18 protein-coding genes are annotated in these 16,059 nt (G+C 41.6%); 7 read left to right on the top strand and 11 right to left on the bottom strand.

Annotated elements, in window-relative coordinates; genetic code table 11:
- The first annotated feature begins 6 nt into the window (after positions 1–6).
- Positions 7–411, top strand: a complete 405-nt coding sequence (locus PPIS_RS06585; RefSeq protein WP_010374038.1) for a type 2 periplasmic-binding domain-containing protein — start codon at positions 7–9, stop codon at positions 409–411.
- A gap of 38 nt (positions 412–449) precedes the next feature.
- On the opposite strand, the gene PPIS_RS06580 is transcribed toward PPIS_RS06585, so the two are convergent.
- From PPIS_RS06580 to PPIS_RS06570, 3 genes are read right to left on the bottom strand one after another with little or no spacing between them, the layout of a single operon-like run.
- Positions 450–1,490, bottom strand: coding sequence for a hypothetical protein (locus tag PPIS_RS06580; RefSeq protein WP_248694158.1), 1,041 nt, complete (start codon positions 1,488–1,490; stop codon positions 450–452).
- The gene (locus PPIS_RS06575; RefSeq protein WP_010374041.1) at positions 1,438–2,055 is read right to left on the bottom strand and encodes a penicillin-binding protein activator LpoB; all 618 of its coding nucleotides are present in this window, start codon (positions 2,053–2,055) and stop codon (positions 1,438–1,440) included. Before PPIS_RS06575 ends, PPIS_RS06580 begins: the two co-directional genes overlap by 53 nt.
- Positions 2,056–2,059: 4 nt before the next feature.
- A complete protein-coding gene (locus PPIS_RS06570; protein WP_010374043.1) occupies positions 2,060–3,721 on the bottom strand; it encodes a COG3014 family protein in 1,662 nt (553 codons plus the stop codon).
- Positions 3,722–3,897: 176 nt separating this feature from the next.
- Here PPIS_RS06570 and PPIS_RS06565 point away from each other — a divergent pair, with 176 nt between their 5' ends.
- Complete coding sequence (locus tag PPIS_RS06565; protein ID WP_010374044.1) at positions 3,898–4,476, top strand: LPP20 family lipoprotein; 579 nt, start codon at positions 3,898–3,900, stop codon at positions 4,474–4,476.
- A gap of 41 nt (positions 4,477–4,517) precedes the next feature.
- Entirely contained in the window at positions 4,518–5,864 is a 1,347-nt protein-coding gene (locus PPIS_RS06560; RefSeq protein WP_010374046.1) for a transglycosylase SLT domain-containing protein, read from the top strand.
- On the opposite strand, the gene PPIS_RS06555 is transcribed toward PPIS_RS06560, so the two are convergent.
- The gene (locus PPIS_RS06555; protein ID WP_010374049.1) at positions 5,859–6,755 is read right to left on the bottom strand and encodes a TIGR01777 family oxidoreductase; all 897 of its coding nucleotides are present in this window, start codon (positions 6,753–6,755) and stop codon (positions 5,859–5,861) included. The genes PPIS_RS06560 and PPIS_RS06555 overlap by 6 nt on opposite strands.
- 115 nt (positions 6,756–6,870) lie before the next feature.
- Here PPIS_RS06555 and PPIS_RS06550 point away from each other — a divergent pair, with 115 nt between their 5' ends.
- The gene (locus tag PPIS_RS06550; protein ID WP_010374051.1) at positions 6,871–7,908 is read left to right on the top strand and encodes an AI-2E family transporter; all 1,038 of its coding nucleotides are present in this window, start codon (positions 6,871–6,873) and stop codon (positions 7,906–7,908) included.
- 124 nt (positions 7,909–8,032) lie between these two features.
- On the opposite strand, the gene PPIS_RS06545 is transcribed toward PPIS_RS06550, so the two are convergent.
- From PPIS_RS06545 to PPIS_RS06525, 5 genes are all read right to left on the bottom strand, one after another.
- Positions 8,033–8,467 (bottom strand): hypothetical protein, encoded by a 435-nt coding sequence (locus PPIS_RS06545; RefSeq protein ID WP_010374053.1) that lies wholly within the window; start codon positions 8,465–8,467, stop codon positions 8,033–8,035.
- Positions 8,451–9,794, bottom strand: a complete 1,344-nt coding sequence (locus PPIS_RS06540; RefSeq protein WP_010374055.1) for an ATP-binding protein — start codon at positions 9,792–9,794, stop codon at positions 8,451–8,453. The genes PPIS_RS06545 and PPIS_RS06540 overlap by 17 nt, the downstream gene beginning before the upstream one ends.
- Entirely contained in the window at positions 9,788–10,462 is a 675-nt protein-coding gene (locus PPIS_RS06535) for a response regulator transcription factor (protein ID WP_010374057.1), read from the bottom strand. The genes PPIS_RS06540 and PPIS_RS06535 overlap by 7 nt, the downstream gene beginning before the upstream one ends.
- 2 nt (positions 10,463–10,464) lie before the next feature.
- Entirely contained in the window at positions 10,465–10,722 is a 258-nt protein-coding gene (locus tag PPIS_RS06530) for a PepSY domain-containing protein (RefSeq protein WP_010374059.1), read from the bottom strand.
- A 108-nt stretch (positions 10,723–10,830) separates the two neighbouring features.
- The gene (locus PPIS_RS06525) at positions 10,831–11,130 is read right to left on the bottom strand and encodes a YciI family protein (RefSeq protein WP_010374062.1); all 300 of its coding nucleotides are present in this window, start codon (positions 11,128–11,130) and stop codon (positions 10,831–10,833) included.
- 220 nt (positions 11,131–11,350) lie between these two features.
- On the opposite strand from PPIS_RS06525, the gene PPIS_RS06520 reads away from it, so the two are divergent.
- Positions 11,351–12,775 carry a sodium-dependent transporter gene (locus PPIS_RS06520; RefSeq protein ID WP_010374065.1) on the top strand — a complete coding sequence of 475 codons (1,425 nt, stop codon included), beginning with the start codon at positions 11,351–11,353 and terminating at the stop codon, positions 12,773–12,775.
- A 72-nt stretch (positions 12,776–12,847) separates the two neighbouring features.
- Here PPIS_RS06520 and PPIS_RS06515 read toward each other — a convergent pair whose 3' ends face one another.
- Entirely contained in the window at positions 12,848–13,489 is a 642-nt protein-coding gene (locus PPIS_RS06515) for a CPBP family intramembrane glutamic endopeptidase (protein WP_021032635.1), read from the bottom strand.
- Positions 13,490–13,579: 90 nt separating this feature from the next.
- Positions 13,580–14,149 carry an inner membrane-spanning protein YciB gene (locus PPIS_RS06510; RefSeq protein WP_010374069.1) on the bottom strand — a complete coding sequence of 190 codons (570 nt, stop codon included), beginning with the start codon at positions 14,147–14,149 and terminating at the stop codon, positions 13,580–13,582.
- A 122-nt stretch (positions 14,150–14,271) separates the two neighbouring features.
- Here PPIS_RS06510 and PPIS_RS06505 point away from each other — a divergent pair, with 122 nt between their 5' ends.
- Together PPIS_RS06505 and PPIS_RS06500 are read left to right on the top strand one after the other, a co-directional pair.
- Positions 14,272–14,544: an HU family DNA-binding protein gene (locus tag PPIS_RS06505; protein WP_010374071.1), complete on the top strand. Its 273-nt coding sequence runs from the start codon at positions 14,272–14,274 to the stop codon at positions 14,542–14,544.
- Positions 14,545–14,650: 106 nt separating this feature from the next.
- On the top strand, positions 14,651–15,997 hold the full coding sequence (locus PPIS_RS06500; RefSeq protein ID WP_096040873.1) for an IS1182 family transposase: 1,347 nt from the start codon (positions 14,651–14,653) through the stop codon (positions 15,995–15,997).
- Positions 15,998–16,059 lie beyond the last annotated feature (62 nt).

Raw genomic sequence — 16,059 nt, 5'->3', positions numbered from 1 at the left:
AGAAGCATGAAAAAATTATTTTTACTTACTCTACTTTGCAGCGCTTTTAGTTGCCTAGCCGTGGATGTCATTGTCAACCCTGCCAATACTTCTACACTTGATGAGAATGAAATTAAGCAAATTTTTATCGGTAAATCAAAATCATTCTCCGATGGCTCTAAAGCACTTCCGATAACTCAGGCTGATGGCTCAACGGTAACCGATGAGTTTAATGAAAAGGTACTTAATAAGTCATCAAGTCAACTTAAAGCTTATTGGTCAAAATTAGTATTTACTGGAAAAGGGACACCGCCAAAAGAAGCCGCCGATGATGCTGAGGTACTTAAACTCGTTGCGAGTAACCCTAACCTAATTGGGTTTGTGTCTTCGGGAGCCGCAGATAGCAGCGTTAAAGTGGTGAAGTCATTTTAGGAAGAGATAAGTAAGGCCCTATAAAAAAGGGCCTTACTTTAGATTTTGCTATCAATGATTAACATCGTCAGCTTTTTGCTTAGCATCTTTGCTGACTTTTCTTCAGCATTAGACTTAGCCATGTTTTCAAAACTAGACGCTGCTTTTATTTGTGCAGAAACATGCGCCTTTTCTTTATCGTTTTCCATGAGTGTTAAACTCGAGTTGGCAAAAACATAATAAGTGCTGTTTTTCTTTACGTCTTCGAAATCTACGCGAAAGTCAATTTGAAAGTCTGCACTTTGTTTTTCACCCACAACAGTAAGACCTTGCTTAGTCAAGCTTTCGGCTAACTGGTTGCGGATAGACTCCTGTCCCCAAAACTTTGATGAAATACTAAAAGTTAATGACTGAATAAAATCATTCAGCATTTTGTTTTTGTTGCTCACTGAGGTTGGTATGGCAATGCTGCCGCCACCTAATTGCCTGTGATATTCGTTTGCTTTGCGTCTTTTGGCGATTAGTCGCTTAATTGCCATCGCTTCTTTTAGTTTTTCTGAATTGGTTAGTGCCGAAATAGTCGCGTTACTGATCTCTTCGTCAAGTTGTCTAATATCAAGCTCAGCGTGCATCCTTGACTCAATCTTGTTAAATGAGGCAAGGGCATAGGCCGTTTTTTGCTCTGAGGAGTAAAACTCCTGCTCAATATTGATCCCCTGTAATTGTATGCTTGGGACTCGAGAATATAAAATCTCATCCACTCGATACGAAAAATCGCCATTAGCCTGGCTTTGAGCAACTTGTGTCGTTCCTTCAATTTCCACATTTAATTGTTTGGCAATCGCCAATCTAGCTGCTTCTTGGGCAGCAAGTTTGGCTTCCGTCCTATCTACAATATGACTCGCTGAACCAACGCCATACACTAGATAATCGGAGCTCGGCTGCTGCGTAGCCCACGTGGGTAAGCTTTCTTCCTTTGCAACAGCCTGCTTAGTAGACTGACAGGCCGATAAACTAAGTAGAATACACAGAGGTAATACTAGACGTTTAGAAACCATACCCGCTGCGCTCTTGAAGTTTTTGAATCTTCTTCTGTCCATTCCACACCTCTCGGTTAGTCGTCATGTCTATTAATCGAAGATCTACTTGGTAGAAAGTGACTCGACTTCCACCTTGTTCATCAACAAATGAGTTAATTGTGCCGGATAGTGCATAATCAGCACCTTGCTCTTGGCCGATCTCATTACGAGTTTCGAGGCTTGAATTAAGCTCTTGGTCTCGCCTTTCCTCACGAATTTCATCTCGTACATAGCGGTTTGCGACGAAGTCAGCTTGCCCGCTTCGCAATATAGCGCGCTTGAGGTCATTCAAAAAAGTGTCAACTGCAATATGCTGATGCGACTTGTTACGAACAGATTGAATAATGATAGCGGGTCGAGTGCCTTCTTTGGCACGGTGTTCACGTACCCAAGGGAAGCCGAGCATATCGCTTATCATTGCTTCAGCAACTAACTGAGAGTCTTTGGCATTCCATTTATCTGAAAGCGCTATTTCTTCATTGGTGTCCACGCGACTCACTTTGGTTGTTGAAGAACAACCCGTCATCGCTGCGCTAGACGCGATGATCATTGGGACAACTAATTTAACTGCAAATTTAGGCTTCATGTATTCAGTCCATGTTAGTTAAAGATGATAAATAATTTTGTTTTTCTGGTTCAGCTACACCGGTGAAGGTGCGAATGTGGCTAAGCAACGGTGCTGTTTGTTTCAGCGGTATATCCTGTTTAATCACTCTGCCAGTCCTTAATTGGGTTTGCAATTGCAGGTGGGTGGTATTTTCGGGTAATTTCACTCGAGCCACTCTAATTTCACCTGGTAAAGATTGCCATTGTCTAGTATCTGCCGCTGCTGTAATGGCGTTGGTGACAGATGATGTTAGCTGAGCAAGCCCTGCCAACAGCGAGTTCTGCTGGATGCCAACTTGCTTTATCGCTTTACTTGCTGTGACTGCTTTTAACACTTCTCGAGAAATAGCGGTGTAAATTTCCATATTGGCATTACCTAGCGCGTCATACAGTGTGAGTAAGTTTACCGAATAAAAGGGGTGTAATTCTGTAAGTTTTTGTCCGTTAGCGAAAAGCGCAACACGTTGGATATCGTTTTTATGAGGTTGTAAGTAAGTAACCGAGATTCTACTGCCATACTTGAGTGCATCAATCACCCCTTCGTCTACGGCTTTTTGCCATAATTTATCCCCAAGAGGTAAGCGTTTCGTGACAGTGCCTAATACAACATCACTAAAATCACCTGTTGCATAGTTTTGAATGAGATCAAACAAGCTGGTATCAGCAAACATTAAATTAAACCATGCGAACTGGGCTTGGCGTTCTTCTTTTGTCCCCCAATAAATCGGCGTAATCACTATCGCTTGTGCCTCTTCATCAGGTCTAAGATAAAGGTTAAACTCTTTGCGCTGCGGTGATACACCTAAGCTTTGAACTAATGTGAAGTAGTTTTCTTCCTTGTCTGCAACCATTCTGTTGAGATCTTGCTGTGCTTGTTGGCCTGCATATTGACCTAGTTTGTATTGTTTACTAAAGCCATTTTTGTATGCGCTCACCGCTCGCTCATATTGGATCCGAGCACTATCTAGCTCGCCTTGTTGCTCATATAAAACGCCACTTAAATACTGTGCAAATGCATCGTCTTTATACTCAAGTTCACCGCTGATAAATGGTTGATTAAAAATAGCTTTAAAAATTTGCTCAATATCACTTCCAGCTTTTTGTTGACTTACATAGCCTCCGGTTTGTTGCTGTAATTGAGAGAGATATAAGTCCAGTTGGCGCATTTCTGTCAGTGCAGAGTCATACAAAGCAACACGGTTTACCTTCGACGCGTTTGCCAACGACACATAATTAAGCGCCATTAATGTATGGATCATGGGTTTATGAAAAGCGCGGCCAGTATATTTTTTGTAACTTGCACCAGTAAAAGTGGAAAAAAGCTGGTCGCTGATACTGACAGTGTAGGCGGCTTCAATGATTTCCTTGGCGTGAGAAAGATGTTGATTACTTAATTCATAATGGTGTTGTAAATGAGCTAACATACCGGATTCAAGATAATATAATAGCTCGTCACGAGATGAGTTTTTATAGGCATAGTCAATACGCTGTTGGGCTGAGATAAAATCTCCTTGCTCCGCGTATTCTATGGCCTGCTTGTTGGCTTTAGGGGTCAAGTTACAGCCGCTCAGCATCAAGCAACCCGTAAAGATCAAGAGTTTTATCATGAAGTTATATAAATCAATTTGGAATCGCATTCCTTGCATACTTGTTCTTATAATGGCAGTGTTGTTGTGTTCAATCATATAACAATAAATTAAATAGTAAAAAATTGAATTGAAAGTGCTAAATTGTTAAAAATCGTTTTTACAATTTATTACTGTTAATCAATGATTTTTTTGATAAATTTTATCCCGTAATCAGGGCAATTAAGGAACCCAACATGAAAGCAAAACAACTACTTATATCAATGGCCGTTATAGGGATACTATCGGCTTGTAGTTCAAGTAAAGACGATGCGGCTTCAAGTCCAAGAGTTAATATTCCAGAATGGGTTCTCAATCCAACAATCGAAGATGGTATAGCTGCAGCAGATTGTGTGAAATACTCGGGCAATATTTCAATCGATCAAAAGATGGCGGTTGCAAATGCACGTCTTGCTCTTGCTCAACAGATTGAAACACGCATCGAAGGCCTTGATAAGACATTCGCGAACCGTACAGATGCAAACGAGGACACAACGGTAGGCGCAACCTTTAGCTCTGTATCCAAACAACTTACTAAACAAACATTAAATGGCTCCCGTATCGTTAAGGCCGATGTTATCGATATTTCTGGTAAAGACTATTTCTGTGCATTGACGACGTTATCACCTGATCAGACTAAAGAGCTTTTCAAAGATTTGATCAAAGAAAGTAAGCGTAGTGTAAACCCTCAGGATGAAAAGTTTTTATATCAAGAATTTAAAGCTTACAAAGCGGAAAAAGATCTTGAGAAGGAAATTGCAAGGCTAACTAATTAAAGCGTGAGTTTCACGCTTTAATTTTTTGAAAGGAACGCTCTATGCGCAAATCGGTATACTCATTTTTAGTCATGGCGTTAAGTGCCATTCCAAGTGCGGTGGCGAGTCAAGCCCAGCTTTTTGAAGAGCTGTCAGAGAAAATGTCACGTTGGCAAACCTCCGAGCCTAGTGATGAAGAGCTGAGCGAGTTTGAGCAATATAAACGCCAACAATTAAGTGAGTTTGCTGATTATGTCGAAGAGCATTTTGAAGAGTACGATGCCTTTCGTGATAACGTGATCCAACAGTGGGGAGATATAACTGTTTCTGATCAAGCCGCATTTGTCACCTACAGTGATGATTTATCATCCAGAATGGTTGTCGACTTTGAAGCCAATGAGCTGGTCGTAAGCATTAGGCATGTGGCAGATGAAAAGGTATCGCAGGCTCAACTTCAAGCCCTATATAAAGAATTTATCGCGAAAGACCGTGCAGTAATTGATGTATTTAATGCTGATACGCTCGCGGTAAACCAAAGTGAAACAACAAAACGTGAAGTGGATAACGCTGCTCGTGCAAAAGCGTTGATCGCAGCGAAAAAGCAAATAGATAGCCAATTCGAACAACAGCAACGTTATATAGAACGCCAGACGGATGAGGCCATCATTGATGGCGAAGATACAAAACTTGCAGAGGCTCAACAACAAGCGCAACAGAAAAAGCTTGAACTGTTAAAGCAAAAACGTCTTAAAAAGCTATTAGAAACTGCAAGTAATACCGATAAAAGTGAAGCAACAGTCGTATCTGAAATCGTGCTTAAGCTACCCAAACAGACTGAACTTTCCAAGCATCGAGCAGAACGTTATGTTAGCCAAGTGAATGCACAAGCGAAGCGCTTTGACATTGAGCCAAGTTTAATTTTTGCGGTTATGCATACCGAAAGCCACTTTAACCCAATGGCAAAGTCACACATTCCTGCGTTTGGTTTGATGCAGATAGTACCCACGAGTGCGGGTGTTGATGTGAATCGTATGTTGTACAATCGCGATGAACCGATGTCGGCGCCTTATTTATATGTGACGGACAATAATATTGAAGCGGGGACCGCTTACCTGAATATTCTCGATAAACGCTACCTGAGTAAAATACATAACCCACTTAGTCGTAAGTATTGCATCATTGCGGCTTACAATGCGGGAGCTGGCAATGTTGCCCGTGTGTTTAATGCTGATGACTCAAGATCCATCACAAAAGCAGCAAAGATCATTAATTCACTCTCGCCAGAAAACGTACTAGCGGCGCTAGACAATAGTTTACCGTACGATGAAACCAAACATTATCTGGACAAAGTCTTAACGCGAGAAAAGCTCTATATAGCGCCAGAAGAAGGTATTGCACAAAAGTTATAAGTTAAGTGCGCTCAAGGCACCTTCAATGTGATCGTGGCGGAATCGATAACCTACATCGAGAAGTTTTTTTGGTACGACGCATTGGCCGTACAATAGCAATTCTGACATTTCACCATATGCCAATTTGAAGACAAACGGTGGTACGGTAAATAGGCAAGGGCGTGAGATAGCGCGTGCTAAGGCTTGAGAAAATTGCTTATTTGATACTGGGTTAGGGGCTGTAGCATTAATAACGCCGCTGATCTCGTCATGTTTAAGTAGATACATTATTGCCTGAATCATATCGTCGATATGGATCCAAGACATCACCTGTCTTCCAGAACCAATCGGACCGCCAACGCCAAACCGAAAAGGCGGCAACATTTTTGCCAAAGCCCCTCCCGATTTTGAAAGCACAATGCCTGTTCTTAAGATGCAGACTCTAGTATGGCTGGACTCGGCTCTAAAGGCGGTATCTTCCCAATCTTTGCACAGCCTATGAGAGAATTCATCATGGTAATCCTTGAAATCTTCAGTGATGGTCAAGTTATCCGGTTGGCGTCCATAAAAACCTATTGCACTACCTGAAATAAACACCTTGGGCGTTGACGTCGCAGTATTTATCGCTGCAACGATTTGCTCAGTGATTTTTATCCGGCTATTGTAGATCTCTTGTTTTTTCTCTTTGCTCCACCGGCCATTGGCTATTGGTTCACCCGCAAGATTAATGACCGCATCAAGCTCATTAAAGTCGACATCATCGGTATCGGTGACGCAATTAACCCCACTTGGTAATAGGTTTGCAGCTTTTGAAGGCGAACGGGTCAGTACAATCAGATTATGTTTGTGTACTAAAAATTGGCATAGCTTTTTACCAATTAATCCTGTTGCGCCTGTTATAAATATATTCATTCTCAATACTCTTTATTGTAATCAAATAAACCTACGTTTTAGCAAGGAGTTAGATCACTCATTTTCATTATAGGTGGTTTGTTTTAGAATGGTAAAAAAGCAAAAGGAGTGAACAGTGTCTTCACTGACTGGAATAAACAAAACGCTGGTGGTTTTGGCCTCGCTATTTTTAGTGTTAGGTGGTATCAAGCTTGCGTCTGAGATTGTCGTGCCGTTTATATTAGCTGCATTTATTGCGATTATCTGTAATCCCATGCTCAAGTTTTTGGCTCGCTTTAAAATACCAAAAGGGCTGGCCATTCTGGTGATTATCGCACTTGTGATTTTAATAGGTGCAAGTATTGGTGGGCTTGTTGGGCAATCAGTCAATGATTTCTCCAAGCAGCTGCCAACTTATAAAGAAGATTTACAAGAAAAGTTCGTTTGGTTGGTCAGTACTGCCGCAAACTACAATATCTTATTGGATAAACAACAACTTATTAGCATGCTAGACCCAAATAAGCTAATCGATGTGGCCACCAATATGTTAACTGGCTTTGGTGGTGTGATGGCAAATAGCTTTTTAATTTTGCTTATCGTCGTCTTCATGCTTTTTGAGGCACCTTCTTTGGGCCACAAAGTGCATCTTGCCCTAGACGATCCAGAGATGAAAATGCAGCAAATTGATAGATTTTTAGATTCTATCAATAGCTATTTGGCGATTAAAACGCTTGTGTCATTGGCGACAGGTGTCGTAGCGGCTGTTTTTTTATGGGCGTTAGGTGTTGATTACTTCGTGCTTTGGGGCGTAGTTGCATTTTTGCTTAACTATATTCCAAACATAGGTTCAATCATTGCGGCTGTGCCGCCTGTTTTATTGGCCTTAGTGACACAAGAACCATTGGTGAGTGGTATTGTCGCGGTGGGTTACATTTGTATTAATACCTTAATGGGCAATATTATTGAGCCGAGGTTTATGGGTCGAGGGTTAGGTTTATCGACTTTAGTCGTGTTTCTCTCGTTAATCTTTTGGGGCTGGTTACTAGGAACTGTGGGAATGCTGCTTTCTGTGCCACTTACCATGGTTGTGAAAATTGCTCTTGAAACCAGTGAAGAGGGTAAGTGGCTTGCAATCCTTCTCGGTTCAGAACAACCCGATAATAAAACATCTTAACAACACTGAGATTAGGCAAATAAAAAGGAGCTACAAACAGCTCCTTCTCTAAGAGTTTTACTCGTCATTAGCTGAAGCTTAGGTTATTAAGGCTTGCCACCTAATAATCTAATCAAAAATGCGGCTAGAGATTCAAATCTTCTTTCAATACTTTACTGCTTTTCAGCTCAATGATGTGGGCTTTTAAAAATGCAATTTTGCAATTTTTATAAGCCGTCGCTGAGCGCGTCGCGTTTGGCATATCTAGTAAGTATCGCCACCGGCAGCTATCTTCCATATATTCCTCCTGATTGCGAAGGGCACGTTCCATAATTGGCAAGATCTGAGTATTACCCGTGTCCGCTTGATACTTTTTAGTATCAAGCAATAACTTAGTGATCCAGGTTTGACGATGACGTTCAAGTAAGTTGATATTGCCATCCAGGCACATGAGGAATTTTTTTGCTTTTTCCGGATGCGTTGACTCATACTTCGTACAGTCTTGTAGTGTGACATCGTCGTCTGCAATCACAAAAAAGGTTAATCCCGATACCAGTAGACTGCTAATTATTCTTTTCATGGTTAAACTCTATCGTAAATTTTGCGCCACCATGTTGGGAAGTACCGATTTGCATCAAGCCATGATATGACTTAACTAAATCAGATACGATAGCCATTCCTACGCCGTGGCCAGCTTCATAGGTGTCTAATCTTGCACCTCTGGTCAGCAGCTCTGAGCGGCGATGCTCTGGAATGCCTGGGCCATCATCTTCTACTTCTATGATTAGTAGGCGCTTTTTAGGTGCACTTACTTTTATATCGACCAAGGAACCACATGCTTTACAGGCGTTATCTATAATATTACCAAGAATTTCCATTAAGTCCGTTTTATCGCCAAGAAATGCAACCTCCTCACCACATTCGGAGGAAAATTGAATGTGCTTGTCGTGATACACTTTAGTCATGGCGTTGAGTATTGAGTCTAGTACGGGTTTTACTGATGTTTGCTTCTTCCATGTATCGGATGCACCCGTTGCAGCACGTTTCAATTGATGTTCGATCATCGCATTGATTCTGTCTAGTTGCTCCTGAGCGTCTGCATCTTTTGCCAGTGGACTGGATTTAATCACCGCAAGGGGCGTTTTTAACGCGTGCGCAAGGTCGCTAAGTGACGCTCTATATCTCTCTTTTTGACGCTTTTGAGATTCCAATAGTAGGTTTAAGTCGGATTTGATTGTTAGGAGTTCGACGGGGTAAAGACCCGTGATCTTATCGCGCTCGCCAGCCTCAATCTCTTTAATTTCTTTATCCAATCGCTGTAACGGCCTTGCATTCCATACAAACCCAAATGCCATCAATCCTGCTATCACCACACCCATAACCAGCATCCAGTTGACCAAGGTGTTTCTAAACCCTGACATTAACTCCATCAGCGCGTCATTTTTCTTTAAAAGCACAAAGCGGGCTTGCTGCGATTGCTCTGCATTTCCGAGAATAACAGTTAGGCTAAGTTGCCAAAACAGTACACCATTATATTCAACTCGTTTAAACTCAGATGCTCCAGCTTGGTTTTCTGAAAAGTCAGGTGAAATTGAGAGATTTACAGCCGACTCGGAATACCAAACGAGGGAGTTATCTTGATAGACCAGAGCATAAGTATCAGAATTCAGTCTGTTTAACTCAGGTGCAAGAATACTGCGAGGCATTTCGAGTCCGTTAGAGACAAATTCGACTTCAGAGATAAGTGAGTAGAGGTGGGCTTCCAATGTTTTTTCAGTCGCATCGACTAAAGAAGAATAATAAGCCCTGCCCACGGAGAAAAACAGCGCGGGAAGGGCAATAATAAGCACAAAGACAAGGATAAATCCTTGTCTTATTTTAAGCGAAATTTGAGAGCTGTTTACCACTGATTTTTGAACCTATATCCACGTCCTCTAAGGGTTTCAACAGGGTTCAGAGTGCCATCAGGGTCTAGCTTTTTACGCAGTCTTAAGACAAACACTTCAATAACGTTAGAGTCTAAGTCAAAGTCCTGATCGTATATGTGCTCTGTGAGTTCAGATTTAGAAATAACTTTTTGTGGGTTAACCATTAAGTATTCTAAAACTTTATATTCATAGGCCGTTAGTGATAGCTCGTTATCGTTAACCCAGACTTGCTGTGAGCGAGTATGGATTTTGATTGGCCCAATACAAATCTCTGGATTTGCTTGTCCAGCGCTACGTCTAATCAGTGCATTACAGCGCGCAATCAGTTCTTCAACATGAAACGGTTTAGTGAGGTAGTCATCAGCTCCAGCATCAAGGCCTTCTACCTTGTCTTGCCAGCGATCACGTGCCGTTAAGATTAAAATAGGGATCTTAACGCCGTTAGCACGTGCTCTACGGATAATTTCAATACCGTCAAGTTTTGGCAAACCGAGATCGATCACTGCCATATCTAACGGATATTCTTCAAGGTGAAATAATCCAGACTCACCATCATGACACAAGTCAACGCTATATTTTTCTTTCTCTAATGCATTTCGCAGGTTTTCTGCTAGTTGAATATCGTCTTCGATAACTAAAATACGCATCCTTAGTCCTTATTTACTTCACCTGTCTTCTTGTTGACTTTTAAGTCAACAATTCGACCATCTGGTTGGAGAATTCTTACCACAAAAAACTGATTTTCTTCAGAAATCTTAAGCGTCTTCCCAGCATACTTATCAAGCGCCAGAGACACAGCTTCTTTTTTTGTAATCGTCTTTACATTCTTATCATTGCGGCTATTGGCGTCTGCTACACTCGAAGCGAACGCCAAGATCAACGCTAAGAGAGTGAGTTGCAATCGCATTTTAAGCTCCACAGTTTCATAGATACTAAGTGTCTAAACTTCATAAATCTCAAACAAATTTAGTGCTTTTGTAATTAACCTTTGCTGAACTTAACGTTCAGTAAACTTTTATGGCAGAACTCGCTTGTACGGTTTTACAATACTAGCAGTATAGACACCAGCATCAATATAGGGATCGGCGCTCGCCCATTGCTGCGCACTTTCTAAGTTTTCAAACTCAGCAATAACCAAAGAACCCGTAAAACCCGCTTCACCGGGATCTTCCGAGTCAATAGCTGGTAACGGGCCTGCAGCAAACAATCGACCTTGTTGTTTTAATTCTTCTAAACGCGCTAAGTGAGCAGGGCGCGTAGCAAGACGTTTTGCTAATGAATTTTCAGCGTCGGTTGAATAGATCATGTAAAGCATAAGTATTAGTTCCAGATTGGTTTCTAGGTTATTATTGTTATTTTTATGTATTTTGTCGGCTTTTCAGGGCCGTTTATCAATACTATGATAAAACGCCCTCAGTGCAAAAGTAAATGTACACAGAGTTTTTCAGTGATTAGACATTTAAACTTGAAAACACTCAGCTTGACTGGTAGAGTCCTTCGGATATTTGTAGAAAATAATAATAAGGTTGATTGCAATGAGTGCAAACCGTGAGCATTTTAGCTCTCGATTAGGGTTTATCCTTGCCGCTGCGGGTTCTGCTGTTGGTATTGGTAACTTAGTCGGCTTTCCTGTTTCCGCCGCAAAAAATGGTGGTGGGGCATTTTTACTAATCTATGCACTATTTGTAGTGTTTATCTGTTTACCTGTCATGATGGCCGAAATGGCAATGGGTAGGAAAGCCCAAAAAGACCCGTTTGGCGCATATAAGCTACTATCTAATCATGATAAAAAGTGGTCAATAGCTGGATTCTTGGCTGTACTCACGCCGTTTATGATTGCCGTCTTCTATATGGTTATTACCGTTTGGATTTTTGGCTTTTTAGCGCAAACAGCTTTAGGTAACTTAGATGTACTCGCCTCTCCGAAGTACTTTGGTACTTTTATCAACGATACCAATGTTTTCATCTACATGTTGATTGTGGGCGTTATTGTTAACCTTATTTTGGTTGGCGGTGTAAAAGAAGGGATTGAAAAAGCGGCTAAGTTACTCATGCCAGCGTTATTTGTCATGTTGATTGGCCTTGTCGCATACGTGCTAACCCTTGATAACGCGATGGCAGGTGTACGCTATTACATCGTTCCTGACTTCGAAAAGATGAATGCAAGTGTGCTAAATGGCGCGTTATCACAGGCGTTCTTTTCACTGTCTTTAGGTATGGGTATATTGATCACCTATGCTTCCTATATTTCTAAGAAAGACGACATTGTCGGTAGCTCTAAAATGGTCGCTATTACAGATTCATTAGTGGCATTCATTGCAGGTTTGATGGTACTTCCGGCTATCTTTAGTTTTAATCCGAATACAGATCCAAGTAAGTTATCGGACTCTTCAGTATCTATGATTTTCGATTACTTACCTAAATTGTTATTGGCTTTACAAGATGACATTGGTTACGTCGGTGCTTCAATTGTTGCAGGTACTTTCTTTTTGCTGGTTTTCTTTGCCGCGATAACGTCGCTTGTGTCAATTGTCGAGGTGCCTACCGCGACGTTGATGGAAGAAAAATGTATTTCACGTAAAAAGGCACTGATTATCTTAGCGTTGACCACAGGTATTTTGACTGTGTTATCTACTATGTCTTTTGGAATGGTGGACTGGCTTACAAGTTTTGTAAGTTATGGCGATGCTCAGAAGAGCTTCTTTGACCTAATTTACGACGTGTTTTACGATACTATTTTACCGTTGAATGGTTTGCTGTTGTGTCTATTCGTTACTTATCGCTGGAAAAAATCTGGTTTGAATGAAGAATTAGCGCAAGGCTCAGAAGGGTACGTAGGTAGCTTTACTGAGAAATATATTAATTTCTCTCTATCTACATTCATCCCTGTGATCCTGTTGGCTATTTTTATTAATACCGTTGCAACCAAGTATTTTGCATTCAGTATCTTTGGCTTCTAGCTGCAGGACATTCGTTATGGCTACGATGACATCGGCGTATTAATGCGCCGATGTTTATTCTCCACTAAGCCACTAAAATTTCACGCCCGAATCTAAGTACTGCCCAATTCCTATTGTAAACATCCACAGCCCCCACAGGCTATGCTCTAACACACACACCGCAAGCGAGCGACTATGTGCGTAGGTATAAGAAAATAGTAGCCCTCCAACAAAAGATAACGCCACGGCTATCCAGTTGTCGTAGACGCAGTGCGCAAGCGCAAACACTAATGCACTTAGCAAAACTCGATTGTTCTTATTCGGTAAAATCCTTTTATAGCGATGAAAGAAGTAGCTCCTAAAAATTAATTCTTGTGGTAAGACGGAAAGAATAGGGTAGGCAATTAATAATAATAACCAATCGCTGGGTGAATTGAGCGGCAGGGAAAACCAATTTCCTTGACTAACTAAACCATAGAGCATGGCTGAAAACATCGCACCTGCGAAAAACGTGGTGAATAAACGTTTTTTGACGGACGAAAACTCTCCCAAACTGGTTAACCTAAATCGTTTGAAATGGGGGTCGGTTAGTAGTAAATGGGTACAGACTGCCATTAAAATGATCAGTGCTGGAAAAAGCCAATTGTTGAGGTGATCACGGAATTGATAAGCGACAATGGGCAGGACAAAGAATACAAATACGAGTTCACACCACCGGTATTGGCTTGCGTTCAAGGTTGGTTCCCCAAAATATTTGGCGGCTACAAGCCGCTATAGTTAGCTCTCACTCGTTAACTATAGCAGCTGCAGATGAACCTTGAATGGTTACTCTTCAGGTAAATATTTTTGAATTTTAAACATGGTAAAGAGGAGTGCAACGAAGGTGATCCCAATTAAACCAAAGACTTTAAAGTTCACCCAAAAATCAAGAGAGAAGTGGTACGCAACGTAAAGGTTTAGGCCTGCGATGAAGAAAAGTAATACTGCCCAAAATAGATTTAATTGGTCGCAGTCTTTGGCTGGTAAATCAATATCAATCTCGCTTTTTTCCTTTTCAGCAACTGACTTTAATACGCCTTCGAGTGCGCCTTTTACCAAGTTTTTATTAAACAGGTATCTGGATATGAGCAGTGCCGCACCTAAAATGGCATAAATAATCGTGGCTTTCCATTTAATAAACTGCTCATCATGGAAGAAAATCGTCATCCCACCAAGGATCAATGCAATCGCTAAGAATACCCAATGACGTTTTGCGACTTCGCGCTTAGTGATGTATTGGTGTGCGACCTGTATAAGAGAGGCGATGATTAGCACTCCCGTTGCCCAAAAAATATCGACAAACTTATAAACCGCAAAAAATAAGATGAGCGGTAAGTACTCAATTAAAAATGACATTTTTTATCCTAACAAAGTTGGTTGTAAGGGTTTTACCAAGATACGGCGAGAACATCAACATTGACTTTCTTTGATGAAACCCATAGCCTGCTGCGCTCATTCAATGGTTCAGAGGTATTTGCATGAATAAGAGCGATTTAGTTACAAAAATGGCGGAAATTAGTGGATTAACAAAGAAAGATTCACAGGCGGTGTTAAATGTCATTTTACAGGCCACTAAAAAGCGCTTGTCAGAAGGCGATCAGATGCAAATTAATGGACTTGGGACATTCGCGTTAAGTTATCATCCCCCAAAGCAAGGACGTAATCCTCAAACAGGTGAGACCATCACCATTGAGGGACAAAACAAGGTATTGTTTAAGCCAGCTAAAGCCTTAAAAGATAACTTGCGTTAATGCTAAGAAAAGCCAGTGTCTAACACTGGCTCAGACTGTTGAAAAAGGGCTGGACACAGATCTAGCCCTTTGATCTAATAAGCGTAGTGAGTTTAGGGAGTTCACCATGCTTAAAGACAAAACCCCTCAGCAATATGAACTAGAAATGGTTGCTATCGACCAATTGGTTCCAAAAGACCATTTAGTTCGCCTGATTGACCTTGCGATTGATTTCGAATTCATCCGCGATGAAGTCGCCCATCTCTACTGTAAAAACAATGGTCGCCCAGCGGTTGACCCAGTGCGAATGTTCAAGATTTTATTTCTTGGATACCTGTTTGGCATTCAAAGCGAGCGTCGCTTGATTAAGGAAATCCAAGTCAATGTCGCATATCGTTGGTTTTTAGGTATGGGACTAACTGAAGATGTCATCCACCACTCGACGCTAAGCCAAAACCGCATAAAGCGCTTTAAAGACAGCAATATTTATCAATCCATCTTCGATAACATTGTCCGCCAAGCGATGAAACAAAAACTCATAGGTGGCTATAGCTTATTTGCTGACAGTACACACCTCAAAGCCAATGCCAATAAAAAGCGCTATGACATAGAAGACTTAAAAGTCAGTCCTTCAGTGTATGTAGAGCAATTGAACGAAGCAGTACTGCAAGACCGGGAGGGTGAAGGAAAAAAGCCCCTGAAGTGTAAGGAAGAAACAACTTGCACAAAACCAACCAAAGTCAGCCGCACCGACCCAGATAGCGGGTTTATGGTACGGGATGAAAAGCCAAAAGGGTTCTTCTATCTAGACCATCGAATTGTGGATGGTAAACACGGCATTATTGTTGATACACACGCCACCGCAGGCAATGTCCATGACTCACAACCTATTATCAGTCGACTCGACAGAGCGCTCGATACCTTTGCACTCAACCCTATCGCGGTTGGGCTAGATGCAGGCTATTTTACCGCCGCGGTATGCCACAATCTGGAAGAAAGGCAATTAGTTGGCGTGCTGGGGTATCGAAGACCAAATAAAAAGAAAGGCTACTTCGCCAAACGTGAGTATCAATATCAAGCCGATACAGATACTTACCTGTGCCCGCAAGGTGAAACTCTAATCTACAAAACAACAAGCCGAACAGGCTATCGTCACTATCATTCCGACCCGAGCAAATGTGGACGCTGTCCAGTCAGAAATCAATGTACAGCCAGTAAAAATCAAACCAAAGTTATAACGCGGCATGTTTGGCAATCGAGCGTAGAAAACGCCAATGCGATTAGGCTGAGCGACTGGGGTAAAAAGCTCTATCGACGACGAGCCGAAACGGTGGAAAGAAGCTTCGCTGATGCGAAACAACATCATGGACATCGCTACTGCAGATATAGAGGTCTGTCAAAAGTGACCGCGCAGTGCTTGTTAGCAGCGGCATGTCAAAATATGAAGAAAATGGCGCTCATGGCTGCACACTAGCAAAAAACCTCGAAAACTCCCCCTAAAAGCCCTCAAAACGATCTTGGACACACCAAATCACA

Source organism: Pseudoalteromonas piscicida (assembly GCF_000238315.3).
Taxonomy (GTDB): domain Bacteria; phylum Pseudomonadota; class Gammaproteobacteria; order Enterobacterales; family Alteromonadaceae; genus Pseudoalteromonas; species Pseudoalteromonas piscicida.
Note: the sequence above shows the minus strand (reverse complement) of the source record. Positions and strands in the feature narration are given on the sequence as shown.

Bases quoted from the DNA above. Each gene is read 5' to 3' on its own strand.
- PPIS_RS06560 (WP_010374046.1), top strand. From the start codon at position 4,518: ATGCGCAAATCGGTATACTCATTTTTAGTCATGGCGTTAAGTGCCATT.
- PPIS_RS06535 (WP_010374057.1), bottom strand. From the start codon at position 10,462: ATGCGTATTTTAGTTATCGAAGACGATATTCAACTAGCAGAAAACCTG.
- PPIS_RS06530 (WP_010374059.1), bottom strand. From the start codon at position 10,722: ATGCGATTGCAACTCACTCTCTTAGCGTTGATCTTGGCGTTCGCTTCG.
- PPIS_RS06575 (WP_010374041.1), bottom strand. From the start codon at position 2,055: ATGAAGCCTAAATTTGCAGTTAAATTAGTTGTCCCAATGATCATCGCG.
- PPIS_RS06580 (WP_248694158.1), bottom strand. From the start codon at position 1,490: ATGGACAGAAGAAGATTCAAAAACTTCAAGAGCGCAGCGGGTATGGTT.
- PPIS_RS06500 (WP_096040873.1), top strand. From the start codon at position 14,651: ATGCTTAAAGACAAAACCCCTCAGCAATATGAACTAGAAATGGTTGCT.
- PPIS_RS06545 (WP_010374053.1), bottom strand. From the start codon at position 8,467: ATGAAAAGAATAATTAGCAGTCTACTGGTATCGGGATTAACCTTTTTT.
- PPIS_RS06570 (WP_010374043.1), bottom strand. From the start codon at position 3,721: ATGCAAGGAATGCGATTCCAAATTGATTTATATAACTTCATGATAAAA.
- PPIS_RS06585 (WP_010374038.1), top strand. From the start codon at position 7: ATGAAAAAATTATTTTTACTTACTCTACTTTGCAGCGCTTTTAGTTGC.
- PPIS_RS06525 (WP_010374062.1), bottom strand. From the start codon at position 11,130: ATGCTTTACATGATCTATTCAACCGACGCTGAAAATTCATTAGCAAAA.
- PPIS_RS06505 (WP_010374071.1), top strand. From the start codon at position 14,272: ATGAATAAGAGCGATTTAGTTACAAAAATGGCGGAAATTAGTGGATTA.
- PPIS_RS06565 (WP_010374044.1), top strand. From the start codon at position 3,898: ATGAAAGCAAAACAACTACTTATATCAATGGCCGTTATAGGGATACTA.
- PPIS_RS06555 (WP_010374049.1), bottom strand. From the start codon at position 6,755: ATGAATATATTTATAACAGGCGCAACAGGATTAATTGGTAAAAAGCTA.
- PPIS_RS06510 (WP_010374069.1), bottom strand. From the start codon at position 14,149: ATGTCATTTTTAATTGAGTACTTACCGCTCATCTTATTTTTTGCGGTT.
- PPIS_RS06520 (WP_010374065.1), top strand. From the start codon at position 11,351: ATGAGTGCAAACCGTGAGCATTTTAGCTCTCGATTAGGGTTTATCCTT.